This is a genomic window from Enterobacter wuhouensis (genome assembly GCF_004331265.1).
In the GTDB taxonomy this organism is placed as follows: domain Bacteria; phylum Pseudomonadota; class Gammaproteobacteria; order Enterobacterales; family Enterobacteriaceae; genus Enterobacter; species Enterobacter wuhouensis.
On record NZ_SJOO01000017.1, the window covers coordinates 39,170 to 57,016 of the forward strand.

Genomic DNA, 17,847 nt, shown 5'->3' on the forward strand with positions numbered 1-17,847 from the left:
TTACGGAACAACAATCAGCGGGCCGCTGGCCGCACCCGTCGCACGCCACTGCGGAACGTACATAGACTCCACCATCGGCACGGGCACCTGATAGGTCCCCGGCGTCACGGCGCGCGCCAGATAGACCAGCGTAACCGGCTGCCCTTCGTTAACCGGCACCGCAGCCACGAAGCGATCGTCGCGGAACTCCATATGCTGAATGTCCGCCTGCTGCATCTGGTTCAGCAGGTTCTGCACTTCGCTGCCGCTGTCCTGCAGGCTTGCGCTGCTGTTCGCCAGGTTCTGGTTTTCCAGCTCCAGCCCTGCCGGGAGCAGGTCCACCACCAGCGCATCCGGCACGTTCTGGCTGGCTTTCACTTCCAGCCACACCAGCACCAGCTCACCGCTCTTCAGGGAAGAGAGTGACCTACTGCTGCCGTCGGTTGCCAGAATATGACGCTCAACCTGCAGCACGTTAGAGGCCGGCTGAGGCGCATATTCCGGGTAACCGGTGCTGTCGAGGCGCACCCACAGCGGCGCTGTACCGGTGTTAGTCACCTGCAGCGCGCCAAGCTGGTCACCGTTGACGTTTTGTACCTGCGATTTATCGCCGCTCAGCGGTTTTTCCGAGAAGCTGGCGGTTGCCTGCCATGCACCTGACAAGGTTTGCAGCGAACGTCCGGCAAGGAACAGCGCGTTGCTCTCCTGCGTTGACAGCCAGCGCTGGCTGAACGCTTCTTCAGACAAGGCGTTAAGCAGCGTGTTTTGCGCATCCGGCAGAAGCTTGTACTCTTCCAGCAGAGAGAGCATCAGCGCGTTATCGCGAAGCTGGCTGCCGTAATCGGCCATCCAGTTTTTGCTGTCGTTACGCGGCGTTTTGAGAGCCAGATCCAGCGCCTGCTGGCTGCGCGGGGCGTCGCCCATCAGCTTCAGCGCCATGCCCAGCTGCATCAGCGGCAGGCCAGAGGCCGCCTGACCGTGGCGATCCCAGATTTCACGCAGTGCGCCGAGCGGGGCTTTCTGCTGACGCGCCAGCACCAGCGAGGCATAGGCCTGTACGGCGAACTTGCTGGCCTGGGTGTCGTCGCTGTAGCGGATGGACATCATGCCGGGGTCCTGCAGATAGCGCAGAAGACGACTATTGGCATTGTTCACCGCGTCGGCCGGAACGCTGTAGCCCTGCTCACCGGCGCGGACCAGGAAGTCAGTCACGTAGGCGGTCAGCCAGTACTCTTCCGGACCATTTTTATCCCACAGGGCAAAACCGCCGTCGTCACGCTGCATTTGCAGCAGACGGGAAATACCGATATCAATCGCCGCGCGGCGTTTATCGTCCGTGTCGCCCTTGATGCCCAGCGCCGTCAGCTGCGCGGCGTTGGTATAGAGCGACGGGAAGAGGCCGCTGGTGGTTTGCTCCAGGCAGCCATACGGATACGCCTGCAGCTCTCGGATATAGCGCGCCAGGTTCAACGGCGGTTTGCCGCTCAGAAGCAGCTGCCCCTGCAGCGTGGCAGGCGAGAAGCCGGTGATGTGCTGTACCGGCGCGGTCCAGGACTCCCCCGGGTTCAGCATGGCGCCGGTATTGACCGTTTGTGCCGGGAATGCCGGACGCACGCCAATCTTCCAGCTCTTCTGCTGCGGAGCAAACGTCTCGCCTGGCAGCTGCAGGCCCGTTACCTGCGCGGATATTTCACCGTCACCGTAGCCCTCCAGCGCACGCACAGGAATAAACATCGTGCTGCGCGCGCCCGGCGGTAGCTGAACGGGCTGCGGCTGAGCGCCTTCCAGAGACAGCTTGCCGGATGCGGTCAGAGCCACGTTAAGCGTTTGCGGCTGGCCGGTCAGGTTAGTCAGGTCCAGCGTCAGTCGAGAGGTATCGCCACTTGCCAGGAAGCGCGGCGTGTTGAGCTCGGCGATGACCGGCGCGGCCACAATCACCTTATTCTCGCTGCTGCCAAAATCATCCTCCGTCCACGCCTGCGCCATCAGGCGCAGCTCGCCGTTGAAGTCGCCAATCGGCAGCGTGATGGTGCCTTCACCGTTGGCATCCAGCTCCACCGGCTGCGCCTGCTGGGCAATAATGGTGACATGGTTCACCGGCGGCTTACCGCCACGATTAAGTTCATCACCGTCGCCACCAAAGCGCAGCGCGGCCATTCGTCCCTGCCCTTCGATTACCTGGCCGTAAATATCATAGATGTCCGCGCCGTAGCGCTTCTGGCCGAAAAAGGCCTGCCACGGATCGGGCGTAACGTAATCGGTTATGTTCAGCACGCCGCTATCGACAGCCGAGAGCAGCACGTTCACCTTCTGCGGCACCGCGCCTTCCTTCACGCTGGCTTTTACCTTCACGGACAGCGTCTGATTAGGACGCATTTTCTGTGGCGTTTCCAGCGCGATGTTCAGACGGCGATTTTCATCGCCCATCGGCAGGTGCAACAGCCCGACCGCACGTTTCGGCGTGGCGGATTTGGATTTGTCGCCAGGTCGAACCACCAGCGTGCTGAGGTAAAGATCGTGGCGTTTCCAGGCTTTATCCACCGGAATGGAGAGATCCAGACCGTTTGCCGGTACGTCGATCTCTTTCCACCACAGCGGCCCTTCGCTGGATTCGATCATCGCATAGCCTTTACCCACCGCCGGGGCAGCGATATGCAGCTGAATGGTATCGCCCGGCTGGTACGACGGTTTATCGATTTTAAGCGTTACGCGGTCAGGGCGCGCCGCGCCGGTGCCGTCGCTGTTATCCTGCCAGCTGTAGCCGGCCCAGAAACGCACGCTGCTGACTATCTCATCAGGCGCTTTAACTTCCAGACGGTATGAGCCCCACTCCACCGGGAAGGTCACTTTGCCGGTTTCATCTGCCTTGAGGGTCAGTTCCTGTTCGCCTTCAACCAGATCTTTTTGGTCAAACTGAGACTGCCAGCCGTCGCTCTCGGACCAGTTCCAGAAGTAGTCGCGGCGCTCGCGGATCAGGCGAACCTGTAACCCGGATACTGCTTTTTTCGCCCCGCTGGCGTCGGCATAGACGATGTCAAAGCTGGCGTTGCCGTTTTCATCCACTATCGGCTGATTGACGGTGGTATCAGTGCGGTAGTCGTACACGGCCTTGCTGGCAAACTGCGGGCGAATACCCGGCAGCTCAGCCGCCGGCCAGATTGCCTGCTCGGCGCGACGCGTTACCGGACGGCCGCCGGACTCCAGCAGGCTGGCCTGCAGGATCAGCTGCAGCGGAGAGTGCACCTCTTTCCACTGGCTTTCGGTGGTGACCTGCCCGCGCCCCCGATCGTCCAGGGTAAGCTGCACTTCATCCAGGCTGCGGCTCAGGTTCTCTTCGGCGATATCACCAAACTGGAAGCCCGGCAGCGCGGTGACCGCCTCACGCAGCGGACGCAGGAACAGCTGGCCCTGCAGAGAATTGCCGTTCGCCGGTGCGCCATACAGGTAATACCCCACCACGTTAAAATCGACATTATCCTGCGGCGACACCGGCGCTTTTTGCCCGGTCAGATTGAGCGCCATGCGCTCAGGCATAAAATCTTCGACGTGGAAGTCCCAGAGCCGCTGCAGGTTGTCGCCGGTATTGGCGCGGATATGCCACATGCCGGTCTGGGCACCGCTATCGAGCGGATAGTTAAAGCGATAGAGACCGTTTTCGGGCTGAACCACAATGGTACGCGCCACCTGCCCGTCCGGGCGCAGCACGTCGAGTTTCACCGGCTGGGCGGGCAGCGGTTTTCCGTCGCTGTCGCGCAGCAGGCCGTTGAGGATCACCGTTTCCCCCGGACGATAGAGATCGCGCGGGCCAAACATGAAGAACTGCTTGCTGTAGCCAGGGCTGCCGGCGATGTCGAACTCCGCCAGGTCAAGTGCAGGCAGCTTGAGATCGAGCAGCGTGGTCTGGCCGTCTTTACTGGCGAGGATCAGCGCCGCCTCTTTGTCGGTCTCAAGCTTTGCGTGGCCGTCCGCATCGCTGTTCGCCTCGGCAAGCGTCTGCCCTTTGTCATTCAGCAGCGTCACGGTCACGCCGGTTTGCGCCGCACCGTTCTCCAGGCTCTGGGTGAAGATGTCCAGACGGTTATGATAGCGGTGAGCCGACAAGCCGATATCGCTCAGGGTAAAGAGCGTTGCCGCGTTGCTGTAGTTGTAGTGTCCGGCCTGATTCATCACCGCGATATAAACGCCAGACTGCTGGAGCGGTTTGATATCCTTCAGGGGCAACAGCAATTTTTCACGCGTGTTGCGCGAAGGGTTGAGGTCGAAACGGCCGGTATAGACCAGTTCCGCCATCTTTAGCAGGTTGTCGGACTCCCAGTTGGTCAGTGAGTTACGGTATTCCCACTGGCTGACAAACGAGGCCAGCGACTCCGGCTTCACGCGGTAGAAGTTCACGTCTACGTTGTTGACGTTGAGCGCCATCACCGGAAGACCTTCCACCACTTTGCCCGGCAGCAGCGAGCCCCGGCTGGCGAAACCGACCGTCGGTTCAACATCCCGGGTGGTCAGGGCTTTTTCGTAATCGATGCCGAAGGTCGCTTTGTTCAACGCTATCAGGCCACGATCGACGGTGACGACCAGATTGCGGTTTGGCTCCAGATGGCGCAGGCGAAGCTCTTTGAGGTTGGGCGCAAGTTCCCATGCCCCGTCAACTTTGCCGCTTTTCTTATCCACCACGTGAACCGACTTTGCGAAATCCTGCTCGGGATCCAGCGGGACAGAAAACGTGAGCACCAGCGTGGCGGCGCCATCAAGTTGCACCTCAGAAGCATCCAGCAACGTCAGCTCTTTGCCCTGGCTCTGGGCGGCCAGTTTAGCCAGTTTTTCTGCGTCGGGTTTTACCGGCGTTTTCTGTTCTGGTGCAGTTGAAGCCGCGGGAGCCGCAGCCTGAGGCTTATCGTCGCTGTTATCACAGCCGGCAAGCGTAAACGTGGTAAGTAGCGCGAGAGAGATCGCGGCTAAGCGAAACGGTTTCATCCTTTGTCCCTGGCCCGTGGAGCCTGTTGGTCGTCGTCCGGATAAGTATTATCCGCAAGTTTCATTAATTCAAAAAGTCCAATTTTAGATTCTGGAAGAGGCCTCGCAGGCGTGTGCAACAGGCCCGTCCCGTGTTGCAACACCGATCACAGCGCAGAACGTTACATGTTACCTTTCACGTCATTTGTTTTTAAAACAAGAAGATAGCTGGATAGAAACGCCTGCAGCCTGCTAATTTTAAGCCTGAGACGCACCCCGAGTGCGCGGTTCACAAAGAGAGAAAGCCATGAAACGAGCCGTGAACGCCCTACAAAATTTCGGAAAATCATTGTACGGACCGGTACTTATCTTACCGATCGTCGGTCTGTTTATCGCCTTTGGTAACGTGCTGGGTAACGGCAATCTGGCCGAGTATCTGCCGTTTCTTGGGCATCCTTTCATTCAAAATATCGGCCAGCTGATTGCGAAATCTGCCGTGTCGGTGCTGGTTAACCTGGCGCTGGTGTTTGCCGTCGGCATTCCGATTGGCCTGGCCACGCGGGATAAAGGCTACGCGGCGCTGATCGGTCTGGTGACCTTCGTGGTGTTTATCAACGCCATGAACGTCACGCTGCAGCTGCAGGGCGCGCTGGCGCCTGCAGACCAGATGAAGGCGGCCGGGCAAAGCATGGTGCTGGGCGTGCAGGCGCTGGAGATGGGCGTGTTCGCCGGGATACTGACCGGGGCGCTCTCAGGATACCTGTACAACAAATACTCCGGCGTACAGTTTAACGGCGCAATGGCGATTTATTCCGGCCACTGCTTTGTCGCCATCGTCATGCTCCCCGTCTCCATGCTGCTCGGCGTGGTGATGAGCGAGCTCTGGCCATTCGCGCAGCACGGCATCAGTACCTTAGCGCTGGCGATAAAAGGTTCCGGACCCTTTGGCGTGGCGATCTACGGTTTCCTTGAGCGCATTCTGGTGCCAACCGGCCTGCACCATCTGGTCTATACCCCGTTCCTCTATACCGAACTGGGCGGCACGCAGGAGGTATGCGGCACGACCTATCAGGGCGCGCGCAATATCTACTTCGCCGAGATGGCCTGCCCGGACGTGAAGCAGCTCAGCAGCACCGTGGTGTGGGACGCGCGCGGCATCAGCAAGATGTTCGGCCTGCCTGCGGCGGCGCTGGCGATGTACATGACCGCGAAGCCGGAGCGTAAAGCCATTGCCAAAGCGATTCTGATCCCGGCGGCGCTGACCTCGCTGCTGGTCGGCGTGACCGAGCCGATTGAGTTCTCGTTCCTGTTCGTCGCCCCGCTGCTGTTCGTGGTGCACGCGGTGCTGACCGGCATCGGCATGATGCTGTTCTCGCTGCTGGGCGTGCACGCCATCGGCGCTAACGGGATTATCGACTTCATCCTCTACAACCTGCCGCTCGGCACGGAGAAGTCCAACTGGCCGATGTACATCGTGGTCGGGCTGATCATGTTCGCCCTCTACTTCGTGGTGTTCCGCTTCCTGATCCTGCGCTTCAACATGAAGACGCCGGGCCGTGAGGATGACGATAAAGAGACGCGCCTCTACAGCAAGCAGGAGTACCAGGCCAAAGGCAATAACGATGGTCTTGGCGAGTCTATCGTGGCCGGGCTGGGCGGCCGGGAAAACATTGAAGTGGTGGATAACTGCTACACCCGCCTGCGCGTCACGGTGAAGGACGTCGCCATTATCGACGAGCCGCGCCTCAAAGCGACCGGCGCGAAAGGGATTATCAAACAAGGTAACAACGTTCAGGTGGTCTACGGGCTGCACGTCAAAAAAATGCGAGAAGCCGTTGAGACGTTTCTCTGAAAGGAGCTAAAGATGTTTACACCCCCATTCATTCTGTCGATCGCCGGCGGCGGTAGCACCTACACGCCGGGTATTGTAAAAAGCCTGATGGTGCGCCTGCAGGATTTCCCGCTGGCCGAAATCCGCCTGTATGACATCGACGAGGCGCGTCAGAACACCATTGCGCCCGTTGTCGAGAAGGTCATTCGCGACCACAGCCAGAGCATTAAATTTACCGTGACCGGCGACCCGGAAGTGGCCTTCAGCGGCGCGCATTTCGTCTTCGCCCAGATGCGCGTTGGTCAGTACAAGATGCGCGAGCAGGACGAGAAGATCCCGCTGCGTCACGGCGTGGTCGGCCAGGAAACCTGCGGCCCAGGCGGGCTGGCGTACGGCCTGCGCACGATCCTGCCGATGGTGGAGCTTATCGATCTGGTGGATCGCTACGCGCATGAAAAAGCCTGGATCGTCAACTACTCCAACCCGGCGGCGATCGTCGCGGAGGGTGTGCGCCGCCTGCGGCCAAATGCGCGGGTGCTGAACATCTGCGATATGCCGGTGGCCGCAATGCGCAATATGGGCGCTATTCTGGGCGTCGATCGCCGTAAGCTGGAGGTGGACTACTTTGGCCTGAACCACTTCGGCTGGTTTACCCGCGTACTGGTGGACGGCGAAGACAAGCTGCCCGAGCTGCGTAAGCATATCGCGAAGTTTGGCCTGCTGACGGAGGACGCCGCCAAAACCGACCCGCAGCACTCGGATCCGTCATGGGTGAAAACCTGGCGCAACATCAAGCCGATTATGGATAACTTCCCGGAGTATTTGCCGAACCCGTATCTGCAGTATTACCTGATGCCGAACCAGATTGTGGAGCATCAGAACCCAGACTATACCCGCGCCAACGAAGTGATGAACGGGCGTGAGAAAAAGCTGTTCGCCGCTGCCGAGGAATATAAGCGCACCGGAATATTGCCGGATGCCTTCCACGTTGGCGTGCACGGCGAATTTATCGTCGACGTGGCCTGCTCGCTGGCGTTCAACCAGCGCCAGCGCCATCTGGTCATGGTGGAGAACCGCGGGGCAATTACCAATCTGCCGTACGATGCGGTGGTGGAAGTGCCCGCGTATATCACCTCCGAAGGGCCGGAACCCATCCGCGTGGGGCAGGTGCCGCTGTTCCACCAGACGCTGCTACAACAGCAGCTGGCGTCTGAACAGCTGCTGGTAGAGGCGACCATCGAAGGCAGCTATGAGAAAGCGCTGCAGGCATTCACCCTCAACCGCACCGTGCCGACCATGGAACACGCGAAGGCGATTCTGGATGAGATGATTGAAGCCAACCGCGACTATTGGCCTGCGCTGCAAAAAGCCTGGCAGGACGGCGAAGCGGTGAAAAAATAAGGGGTTGCTCGCGAGTTGAACGCGGTTTGCTTGTCGGTGTCAGAAAAAACACCGACAATCCTTTTTTACGGAAAAGAACGGAGGCAACCCATGTCCACCTCATATTTTGTCGCCGCCGACTGGCTGATTGAGCACGGCGACGACCCGGAAGTTCAGATTATTGACGCGCGCATGGCCCCGCCGGGGCAAGAGCATCGCGACGTTCCCGGTGAATACCGCGCAGGGCACCTGCCTGGCGCGGTATTTTTTGATATTGAAGCCCTCTCCGATCGTACCTCTCCCCTACCGCACATGCTGCCGCGCCCGGAAGCGTTTTCCGTGGCGATGCGCGAGCTTGGCGTCAGCAAGGACAAACACCTTGTTGTTTACGATGAAGGTAACCTCTTCTCCGCGCCGCGCGCCTGGTGGATGCTCAAAAACTTCGGCGTGGAAAAAGTCTCGATTCTGGCGGGCGGGCTTGCAGGCTGGAAGCGCGACGAGCTGCCGCTCCAGCAGGGCGACGTGACGCTGCCGGAAGGCGAGTTCGATGCCACCTTTGACGCTAATATCGTTAAGCGTCTGACCGACGTGCTGGTGGTCAGCCACGAAAAAACCGCGCAAATCGTCGATGCGCGTCCTGCGCCACGCTTTAATGCCGAAGCGGACGAGCCGCGTCCGGGGCTGAAGCGCGGACATATCCCGGGCGCGCTGAACGTGCCGTGGGGCGATCTGGTGTTTGAAGGCGAGCTGAAAACCACCGACGAGCTGCGCGTTATTTTCGATCGTGCGGGCGTGGATTTGCATCGTCCGATCGTTGCCAGCTGCGGCTCAGGCGTGACGGCCTGCGTGGTGATCCTGGCGCTCGCCACGCTCGGCGCGAACGACGTCACGCTCTACGACGGCGCATGGAGCGAATGGGGCGCGCGTGACGATCTGCCGGTTGAACCGGCTAAATAATGGATAACCGCCTGGCCACGCTGTTAACGCGCGGGGCATCATTGACCCGCGCGGAGTATCGCGTCCTCGCGCACCTTACCGAGCATCCGCTTCTGGTAGGCAACATCACGGTGCGCGAGCTGGCGCAGGCAACGTTCGTCTCCACGGCCACCATCATGCGGCTGTGCCAGAAGCTGGGGTTCAGCGGCTTTAGCGAATTCATCTGGCACTGCAAGCAGCTGCTCTCCGATACGCCGCATATTGCCGCCCAGGCACAGTCTCGACCTGAACTGCCCGCGCTGTTTAATCAGTTCATCGCCAACTACCAGCAAACCTTCCAGTGGATTACCCACAACAAACGCCAGCAGTTTGCCGACCTGCTGCGCCAGAAGGAGAGCTTCTTTCTCTACGGCGCCGGGTTTTCTTATCTGTTTGCGGAGTACCTGACCAAGAAGCTGCAGGTGCTGGGCAAAACGGCATTTATCTCCGGGCCGGGCGATAGCCGAAATATTTTTCTCAGCAACGCCGCGCGGTATCAGGTATTTATCGCCGTCTCGCGCAGCGGCGAAACGGAGCAGGTGCTGGATAAAGTGCGGATTGCCAAAAACGTGGGCATGACGGTTATTGCCTTCACCCGCGCGTCTGCCAATACGCTGGCTGGCATGGCCGATCTGCATTTCGCGTTGTATGACGAAGCGGTGCACTTCGCCGCCGAAGCCGCGGGGGTGACGTCGTTTGAGTCGAACCTGGTGCTGCTGATGGATTTACTGCTGCTGGAAGCAACGGGGTGAAACTCACCCCGCTGTAATCAGATGATGCGGTTGGTCTTGAGATCGCGCAGGAAGCCGCCCCAGCGACGTTCGTAGAACGGCGTGATGTGCTCGGTAATAAAATGGCTGATGCCCTTTTCGCCTTTCTTCACCTGGCAGATATCAATGGGCTCATCGCCCGGCAGCGTGTCGGTCGCCACGCTTCCCGCCGCCTGAATGATCTCCTCGATGTCGCCGTCTGCCTCTATTCCTATCAATAACACCGGCTGTTCGTCGGCGCGCTCTTTAATGGAGCAAAGGAACGCCCGCTTCACCGGTTTGATGGTTTTAAACAGCGTGGTCAGGGAGTCAATCATCTGGGCTGGCGGCTCAGCCACGTCAGACAGCAGCAGCGTTTCGCCCCCTTCAAGCACCTCCTGGGTGCTGAGCGGGTTGCCCTCTTCGCCCATCAGGTGGCTGATTTCACGCGGGGTAAACTCTTTCCCGGTCGGCAATTTAGCGTTGAGGAAAAGCGTCTGCCCCAACGTCATTTCAAACAGGGTACGCACCGGCATCACTACGAACGCCTGTTCGTCTTCTACCGCTTCCTGCAACGCTTCGAGGGAGGTGAAGAACGGGATCACCGAGGTGCCGTCGTCTTTCTCCCAGTGCAGCAGATCCAGCGCGCTGTCTTCCACAACCTGCTCCCCTTCCGCCGCCGTTCCCGGCACCCAGACGGTGGATTCCAGCAGCGTGCGGAAAAATGCCGGACGGTGGGCGGGCTCGGTCGCCGCCTGCTCCAGCAGGGTTTCTAATTCGTTTTTGGTTTCGGACATAACAATTCCAGATGATGCATTTCCCCCTCACCCTAACCCTCTCCCCAAAGGGGAGAGGGAATTTGAACACCCTCTCCCCTTTGGGGAGAGGGCTGGGGTGAGGGGACAATTATTACTCAGCCGTCAGCAGGTTCGCTACGGTACGCACGCCCAGACCGGTCGCGCCCGCGGACCACTGCTCAACCGCCGCTTTACGGTAGGTTGCGGAGCAGTCGATGTGCAGCCAGCCTTCGTGATAGTTCTCAACGAAGTGGGACAGGAAGCCTGCCGCCGTGCTTGCACCCGCCGGGTAAGCCGCGCTCGCTGTGTTGTTCAGCTCGGCAAAGTTAGACGGCAGCTGGCTGCGGTGGAACTCCGCCAGCGGCAGACGCCAGAACGGCTCGTTTTCCGCAGCGGCACTTGCCAGCAGGCGAGCGGCCAGCTTGTCGTCGAAGCTGAACAGCGCATGGTAATCGTTGCCCAGGGCGGTTTTCGCCGCGCCTGTCAGGGTCGCCATGTCGATAATCAGCTCTGGCTTCTGCGCGGAGGCGTCGATCAGGCCATCGGCCAGCACCAGACGGCCTTCGGCGTCGGTGTTCATCACCTCAACGTTTTTGCCGTTGCGGTAGCGAATGATGTCGCCCAGCTTGAAGGCGTTACCGCTCACCATGTTGTCCGCACAGCACAGGTACAGCTTCACGCGCTTGTTCAGACCGCGGGTAATGGCAAACGCCAGCGCGCCGGTGATGGTTGCCGCGCCGCCCATGTCGGACTTCATGGAGTCCATGAATGCGCTCTGCTTCAGGCTGTAGCCGCCGGTGTCGAAGGTGATGCCTTTACCGACCAGGCAGGCAAAGACCGGCGCCTCTTTATCCCCGGTTGGGTTGTAATCCAGCGCCAGCAGGACCGGAGGACGCTCTGAACCCCGGCCCACGGTGTGGATACCCATGTAGTTCTGCTCGCGCAGGTCTTCACCTTTGGTGATGCGGTAAGACATTTTGTCGCCCGCCACGCCGCACAGCAGGTCAACGGCGCGCTGCGCCAGCTGCTCTGGGCCTAGCTCTTCCGCCGGGGCGTTAATGGTGTCGCGCACCCAGTCGATGATTTTCAGGCGGCTTTCCAGCTCTTTCTGACCCGCTTCATCAAGGTTTGCCCACTCAATTTTGCGGGTGCCTTTAGGCCCTTTGTAACCTGCCCAGAACGCCCAGCTGCGGTCGGTATCCCAGCCTTCGCCTGCCAGAGTCACATGCTTAATGCCGAGGCCGTCAATTTTGCGGGCGGCGCGCTGGATCAGGCCGGTATCATCTTTGCCCGTCAGGTGCAGGGTAATACCGTCGTTGTTGATGCTGTAGGTAGCTTTTTCGCCCCAGCGAGCGTCGGCAGGCTGCGTGGAGAGCGTAATCTTCATCGCTTCGGTCATTTTATTTATCCTTATTAGCAAACGGGCCGCCTGAAGGCAGCCCGCTAGGTGATTTACTCTGCTTCATCTAACCAGACTAACAGAATCGCCTCCAGAATTTTTTCATTGGATGCGCTTGGATCGTCGTCAAAATCCTCTAAATCGCAGATCCACTGATGCATGTCGGTGAATCGTACGGTCTTCGGATCGAGATCCGGGTTCGCGTCGTAAAGCGCTTCGCCGATTTCACGGCTGTCTGTCCACTTCAGTCCCATATCAATGCTCGCGTGCGTGGTTGATGGTGTAGCGTGGGAATTCCACGACCAGATCTTCATCGGTCACCAGCGCCTGGCAGCTCAGGCGGCTGTCTGGCTCCAGTCCCCATGCTTTATCCAGCATGTCGTCTTCGTCTTCGGTGCTCTCGGCGAGAGAGTCGAAACCTTCACGCACAACGCAGTGGCAGGTGGTGCAGGCACAGGATTTTTCACAGGCGTGTTCCACTTCGATACCTGCACGCAGGGCAACATCGAGAATGGTTTCGCCGGTCTTCGCTTCCAGAACAGCACCATCCGGACACAGGTCCGCATGAGGCAAAATAACAATCTTTGGCATATTAAACCTCGTCCACGGACTGGCCTTTCAGCGCGACGCGGACAGATTTGTCCATGCGGCGAGCAGCAAAGTCCTGGGTTTGTTTATCAACGTTTTTAATGGCTTCTTCTATTGCCTCAGCGTCATTGCCTTCGGCAACTGCGCTCAAGCGCGCGGCAGCATCGTCAATCAACTGACGCTCAGCGGCGCTTAACAGCGCGGCATCGGCAGCAAGCGCGCCGTTCAGGCTTTCCAGCACGCGGGCGGCTTCAACTTTCTGTTCAGCCAGCATACGCGCCTTCACATCCTGCTCGGCGTAGCTCATTGAGTCCTGAATCATGGAGGCGATTTCGCCATCGGTCAGGCCGTAGGACGGCTTCACCTGGATGGACGATTCCACGCCGGTGGATTTTTCCATCGCCGTGACGCTCAGCAGGCCGTCCGCATCCACCTGGAAGGTGACGCGAATATGCGCCCCGCCCGCAGGCAGCGCCGGAATACCGCGCAGCGCAAAGCGCGCCAGAGAGCGGCAGTCCTGCACCAGCTCGCGTTCGCCCTGCATCACGTGGATGGACATCGCGGTCTGGCCGTCTTTGAAGGTGGTGAACTCCTGCGCGCGCGCCACCGGAATGGTGGTGTTACGCGGGATCACTTTCTCCACCAGGCCGCCCATGGTTTCTAACCCCAGCGACAGCGGGATGACGTCCAGCAGCAGCATTTCGCTGTCCGGCTTGTTGCCGACCAGGATATCGGCCTGGATTGCAGCGCCCACGGCAACTACTTTATCCGGGTCGATGGAGGTCAGCGGCGTGCGGCCAAAGAATTCGCCCACGCGCTCTCGCACCAGCGGCACGCGGGTCGATCCGCCCACCATGACCACTTCCAGCACCTCGTTCGCCTCAACGCCCGCATCTTTCAATGCGCGACGGCAGGCCAGCAGGGTGCGTTTCACCAGCGGGGCAATCAGGTCGTCGAACTTGTCGCGGGTGATGTCACCCTGCCAGCCCGCAACGTTAACGGTAACCGTCTGCGCATCGCTCAGGGCGATTTTGGCGTCGATGGCGGCATCCAACAGTTCACGCTGTACTCGCGCATCGCTGCGATCGGTAATGCCCGCCTGCTCGCGAATGTAATCAGCCAGCAGATGGTCGAAGTCATCGCCGCCCAGCGCGGAATCCCCGCCGGTCGCCAGCACTTCAAACACTCCGCGGCTTAAGCGCAGGATCGAGATATCAAAGGTGCCGCCGCCGAGATCGTAAACCGCAATGACCCCTTCCTGACCGGAGTCGAGGCCGTAGGCAATCGCCGCCGCCGTGGGTTCGTTCAGCAGGCGCAGCACGTGCAGGCCCGCCAGACGCGCGGCGTCTTTGGTGCCCTGACGCTGTGCATCATCAAAATAGGCCGGAACGGTAATGACTACGCCGTCCAGATCGCCGCCGAGCGTCGCCGTCGCGCGCGCCGCCAGCGCTTTGAGGATGTCGGAGGAAACGCGAATCGGGTTCAGCAGACCGGCCGCGGTTGCGATCATCGGCAGGCCGTTTTCACTGGCCTGCAGCTGATACGGCAGATGCGGGTAGCGGGTCTGAATATCGGCCAGCGAGCGGCCCATCATGCGCTTTACGGAGCTGATGGTGTTGGCCGGATCGCGCGCGGCGTTGGCGCGAGCGTCATAGCCGACCGCGTGCCCCTGCTGCTGGTAGTGGACCACGGAAGGCAGCAGATGGCGGCCCTGCTCGTCGGCCAGCGTTTCCGCCTGGCCGCTGCGCACGGTCGCCACGAGGGAATTGGTGGTGCCCAAATCAATACCCACCGCCAGACGACGCTGGTGCGGTGCGGCACTTAAGCCAGGCTCACTAATTTGTAATAAGGCCATAATTGCTTCCGAAATTAAAAATCGAGCAGCTTTTCTTCGAGTTGTTCAGCACTGCTTCGTAGTTTATCGAGAAAACGGAGTTTGCGCACAGTGTCTGCCGCCACGTCCCAGGTCTCGTTGTTCAGTTGCTCCACCATCTGCTGATGGCGGGTATCGAACATGCCCTTAACGCGCTTGATAAAGCTTTCCAGACGCGCTTCGTCTTTGGCCTGCTCTATCTCATCCAGCTCTTCGCGAAGCTCCAGCTGTTCCATCAGAAACGCGGTGTCGCGAACGGTGTGCTGTTCGCTCGCCAGGTCAAAACCGTGGAGCGAGAGCAGATATTCTGCACGCGCCAGCGGATGACGCAGCGTCTGCCAGGCCTGGTTGATGGTCGCAGAGTGGGAAACCGCAGCCAGTTGCTCTGACTGAGAACCGCTCGCGAATTTATCCGGATGGTACTGACGCTGCAGATCCTGAAAGCGGATCGTCAGCGCCTGCAGATCGATCGGGTATTGAGCGGGTAATCCGAAGAGAGTGAAGTAATCCATAACAATCTCAGGGGTAGCCTGTTAGAACAAACCCCACGCGTAGCTGGTACGCCACGGTGGGGTTTCGGATGACGCGCGGTTAAACGTGGAAGCTTTCGCCGCAACCACACTCGTCTTTGACGTTCGGGTTCGTAAATTTGAACCCTTCGTTCAGGCCTTCTTTGACGAAGTCCAGCTGAGTGCCGTTGAGGAATTGCAGGCTTTTGCCATCGACCACCACCTTCACGCCCTTGTCTTCAAACACGGTGTCGTCAGACGCCGGTTCATCAACAAACTCCAGTACGTAAGCCATACCAGAACAGCCGGAGGTACGTACGCCCAGTCGCAGGCCAAAGCCTTTACCACGGTTCGCCAGAAAAGAGCTTACTCGCGCGGCAGCGCTGTCGCTAAGGGTAATCGACATACTCAAACCTCAATTATTTTGCTTCACGTTTGCTTTTGTAATCCGCAATGGCGGCTTTGATCGCGTCTTCTGCCAGAATTGAACAGTGAATTTTCACCGGCGGCAGTTCGAGTTCTTCAGCAATATCGGTGTTCTTGATAGCCTGTGCTTCGTCCAGAGACTTGCCCTTCACCCATTCGGTCACCAGGGAGCTGGACGCGATTGCAGAACCGCAGCCGTAGGTCTTGAAGCGCGCGTCTTCAATGATACCTTCATTGTTGACTTTAATCTGCAACTTCATCACGTCGCCACACGCCGGTGCACCGACCATGCCGCTACCTACGGATTCATCGCTGTTGTCAAAAGAGCCAACGTTGCGCGGGTTCTCGTAATGATCGATGACTTTTTCGCTGTATGCCATGATTGAATTCTCCTTATGTACCGATTAGTGATGTGACCATTCAATGCTGTTCAGATCCACGCCCTGCTTGAACATTTCCCACAGTGGAGAGAGGTCACGCAGACGGCCGATGGAGTTGCGAACCAGCTTGATGGTGTAGTCAATCTCTTCTTCGGTAGTGAAACGACCTAAAGAGAAACGGATAGAGCTGTGTGCCAGCTCGTCGGTCATGCCCAGCGCGCGAAGCACGTAGGATGGCTCGAGGCTTGCAGACGTACAGGCAGAACCGGAAGAGACGGCCAAATCTTTCAGGGCCATGATCAGCGATTCGCCTTCAACATAGTTGAAGCTGACGTTAAGGATGTTCGGTGCGCCCTGCTCGAGATCGCCGTTCAGATACACTTCTTCCATATCCTTCACGCCGTCCCACAGACGGTTACGCAGCGTGCGCAGGCGCGCCATCTCGGTTTCCATCTCTTCTTTTGCAATGCGGTATGCTTCGCCCATGCCCACGATCTGGTGAACAGGCAGCGTACCGGAACGCATGCCGCGCTCGTGACCGCCGCCGTGCATCTGTGCTTCGATGCGGATACGTGGCTTACGACGCACGTACAGCGCGCCAATACCTTTCGGGCCATAGATTTTGTGGCCGGAGAAGGACATGAGGTCCACTTTCAGCTGGCTCAGGTCGATAGGCAGTTTGCCCACGCTCTGGGTCGCATCCACGTGGTAGATGATACCGCGCGCGCGGCACATTTCACCGATGGTGGCGATGTCCTGAACGACGCCGATTTCGTTGTTCACGTGCATGATGGAGACCAGAATGGTGTCGTCACGCATGGCCGCTTCGAGCTCTTTGAGATCGATGATCCCGTTACTCTGCGGCGCAAGGTAAGTCACGTCAAACCCTTCACGCTCAAGCTGACGGCAGGTGTCCAGCACGGCTTTGTGTTCGGTTTTACTGGTGATGATGTGCTTGCCTTTTTTCTGATAAAAGTTGGCAGCACCTTTGATAGCCAGGTTGTCGGATTCGGTCGCGCCGGAGGTGAAAACAATTTCACGCGGGTCGGCACCCACCAGGTCAGCAATCTGATTACGGGCGATATCAACCGCCTCTTCAGCATGCCAGCCAAAACGGTGTGAACGGGAAGCTGGGTTACCAAAGTTTCCGTCCAGGGTCAGACACTGCATCATCTTCTCGGCAACACGCGGGTCCACCGGCGTGGTTGCGGAGTAGTCGAGATAAATCGGTAATTTCATTGCTCTATAAACTCCGTACATCGCTTCAATGCAAGGAATCAGGCAACCGGCTGGATGTACGACCGAGTACGCGGGGTGTTATCACCCCGGCCTGATTCTGAAATACTTATCTTTTTATTAGGCGCGCAGCTTAACGTCGATTGCGTCTTGCGCGCGGGTGCTGCGTTGTGACTCATGGCTCTGCTGGCGGCCCGACACGTCCAGAACTTCCTGGTTATTGACCAGTTCACCCAGGGTGATGTTGTTCAGGAAACCGGTCAGACGGTCGCTCAGATCGCGCCACAGCGCGTGGGTCAGGCACTTATCGCCGCCCTGGCAGCCGCCTTTACCCTGGCAACGGGTCGCGTCGACGGATTCGTCTACTGCACTGATCACTTCGCCAACCGCAATACTGCCCGCGTCTTTACCCAGCAGATAGCCGCCGCCTGGGCCACGAACGCTGGAAACCAGTCCATTTTTACGCAGTCTGGAGAACAGCTGCTCCAGATAAGAGAGGGAGATCCCCTGTCGTTCAGAAATATCAGCCAACGGAACCGGGCCCGCTTCGGAGTTGAGCGCAACGTCCAGCATCGCGGTCACGGCATAACGCCCTTTAGATGTCAGTCTCATGTCTTACTTAACCTCAAACTCGCCCCTGCCCGGGGTTTTTTATTGTAAAATGGGGGTATTGCATAGCAGGGCCAAGTCTGACATTCCTGACTAAATTGGTCAACTATTTACTTGACTGTTTTAGTCAGGTATTTAACCTTCTGTGCCGTTTTTTTGTCGG

15 protein-coding genes are annotated in these 17,847 nt (G+C 58.8%); 4 read left to right on the top strand and 11 right to left on the bottom strand.

What is annotated here, in order from left to right; all coding sequences use genetic code 11:
* Positions 1-4,953, bottom strand: coding sequence for an alpha-2-macroglobulin family protein (locus E0L20_RS22425; protein ID WP_131635843.1), 4,953 nt, complete (start codon positions 4,951-4,953; stop codon positions 1-3).
* A 286-nt stretch (positions 4,954-5,239) separates the two neighbouring features.
* Here E0L20_RS22425 and E0L20_RS22430 point away from each other — a divergent pair, with 286 nt between their 5' ends.
* The 4 genes from E0L20_RS22430 (at position 5,240) to E0L20_RS22445 (ending at position 9,870) form a co-directional block, all read left to right on the top strand.
* Complete coding sequence (locus tag E0L20_RS22430; RefSeq protein WP_131635844.1) at positions 5,240-6,784, top strand: PTS transporter subunit EIIC; 1,545 nt, start codon at positions 5,240-5,242, stop codon at positions 6,782-6,784.
* A 12-nt stretch (positions 6,785-6,796) separates the two neighbouring features.
* Complete coding sequence (locus E0L20_RS22435) at positions 6,797-8,164, top strand: 6-phospho-alpha-glucosidase (RefSeq protein WP_131635845.1); 1,368 nt, start codon at positions 6,797-6,799, stop codon at positions 8,162-8,164.
* Between the two features lie 90 nt (positions 8,165-8,254).
* A complete protein-coding gene (sseA, locus tag E0L20_RS22440) occupies positions 8,255-9,100 on the top strand; it encodes a 3-mercaptopyruvate sulfurtransferase (protein ID WP_131635846.1) in 846 nt (281 codons plus the stop codon).
* Complete coding sequence (locus E0L20_RS22445) at positions 9,100-9,870, top strand: MurR/RpiR family transcriptional regulator (RefSeq protein WP_131635847.1); 771 nt, start codon at positions 9,100-9,102, stop codon at positions 9,868-9,870. The genes sseA and E0L20_RS22445 overlap by 1 nt, the downstream gene beginning before the upstream one ends.
* A 17-nt stretch (positions 9,871-9,887) precedes the next feature.
* Here E0L20_RS22445 and sseB read toward each other — a convergent pair whose 3' ends face one another.
* From sseB to iscR, 10 genes are all read right to left on the bottom strand, one after another.
* Positions 9,888-10,664 (bottom strand): enhanced serine sensitivity protein SseB, encoded by a 777-nt coding sequence (gene sseB, locus E0L20_RS22450; protein ID WP_131635848.1) that lies wholly within the window; start codon positions 10,662-10,664, stop codon positions 9,888-9,890.
* 112 nt (positions 10,665-10,776) lie between these two features.
* The gene (pepB, locus tag E0L20_RS22455; protein WP_131635849.1) at positions 10,777-12,063 is read right to left on the bottom strand and encodes an aminopeptidase PepB; all 1,287 of its coding nucleotides are present in this window, start codon (positions 12,061-12,063) and stop codon (positions 10,777-10,779) included.
* A gap of 53 nt (positions 12,064-12,116) precedes the next feature.
* Positions 12,117-12,317, bottom strand: a complete 201-nt coding sequence (iscX, locus tag E0L20_RS22460; RefSeq protein WP_095282903.1) for a Fe-S cluster assembly protein IscX — start codon at positions 12,315-12,317, stop codon at positions 12,117-12,119.
* 1 nt (position 12,318) lies between these two features.
* Positions 12,319-12,654: an ISC system 2Fe-2S type ferredoxin gene (gene fdx, locus E0L20_RS22465; RefSeq protein WP_119937458.1), complete on the bottom strand. Its 336-nt coding sequence runs from the start codon at positions 12,652-12,654 to the stop codon at positions 12,319-12,321.
* 1 nt (position 12,655) lies between these two features.
* Complete coding sequence (gene hscA / locus E0L20_RS22470) at positions 12,656-14,506, bottom strand: Fe-S protein assembly chaperone HscA (RefSeq protein ID WP_131635850.1); 1,851 nt, start codon at positions 14,504-14,506, stop codon at positions 12,656-12,658.
* Between the two features lie 14 nt (positions 14,507-14,520).
* Positions 14,521-15,036, bottom strand: coding sequence for a co-chaperone HscB (hscB, locus tag E0L20_RS22475; protein ID WP_131635851.1), 516 nt, complete (start codon positions 15,034-15,036; stop codon positions 14,521-14,523).
* 79 nt (positions 15,037-15,115) lie between these two features.
* Complete coding sequence (iscA, locus tag E0L20_RS22480) at positions 15,116-15,439, bottom strand: iron-sulfur cluster assembly protein IscA (protein ID WP_003860659.1); 324 nt, start codon at positions 15,437-15,439, stop codon at positions 15,116-15,118.
* Positions 15,440-15,452: 13 nt separating this feature from the next.
* A complete protein-coding gene (iscU, locus tag E0L20_RS22485) occupies positions 15,453-15,839 on the bottom strand; it encodes a Fe-S cluster assembly scaffold IscU (RefSeq protein ID WP_003860661.1) in 387 nt (128 codons plus the stop codon).
* Between the two features lie 24 nt (positions 15,840-15,863).
* The gene (iscS, locus tag E0L20_RS22490) at positions 15,864-17,078 is read right to left on the bottom strand and encodes a cysteine desulfurase (RefSeq protein WP_020883022.1); all 1,215 of its coding nucleotides are present in this window, start codon (positions 17,076-17,078) and stop codon (positions 15,864-15,866) included.
* Positions 17,079-17,195: 117 nt separating this feature from the next.
* On the bottom strand, positions 17,196-17,687 hold the full coding sequence (iscR, locus tag E0L20_RS22495; protein WP_089597799.1) for a Fe-S cluster assembly transcriptional regulator IscR: 492 nt from the start codon (positions 17,685-17,687) through the stop codon (positions 17,196-17,198).
* Positions 17,688-17,847: the final 160 nt, after the last annotated feature.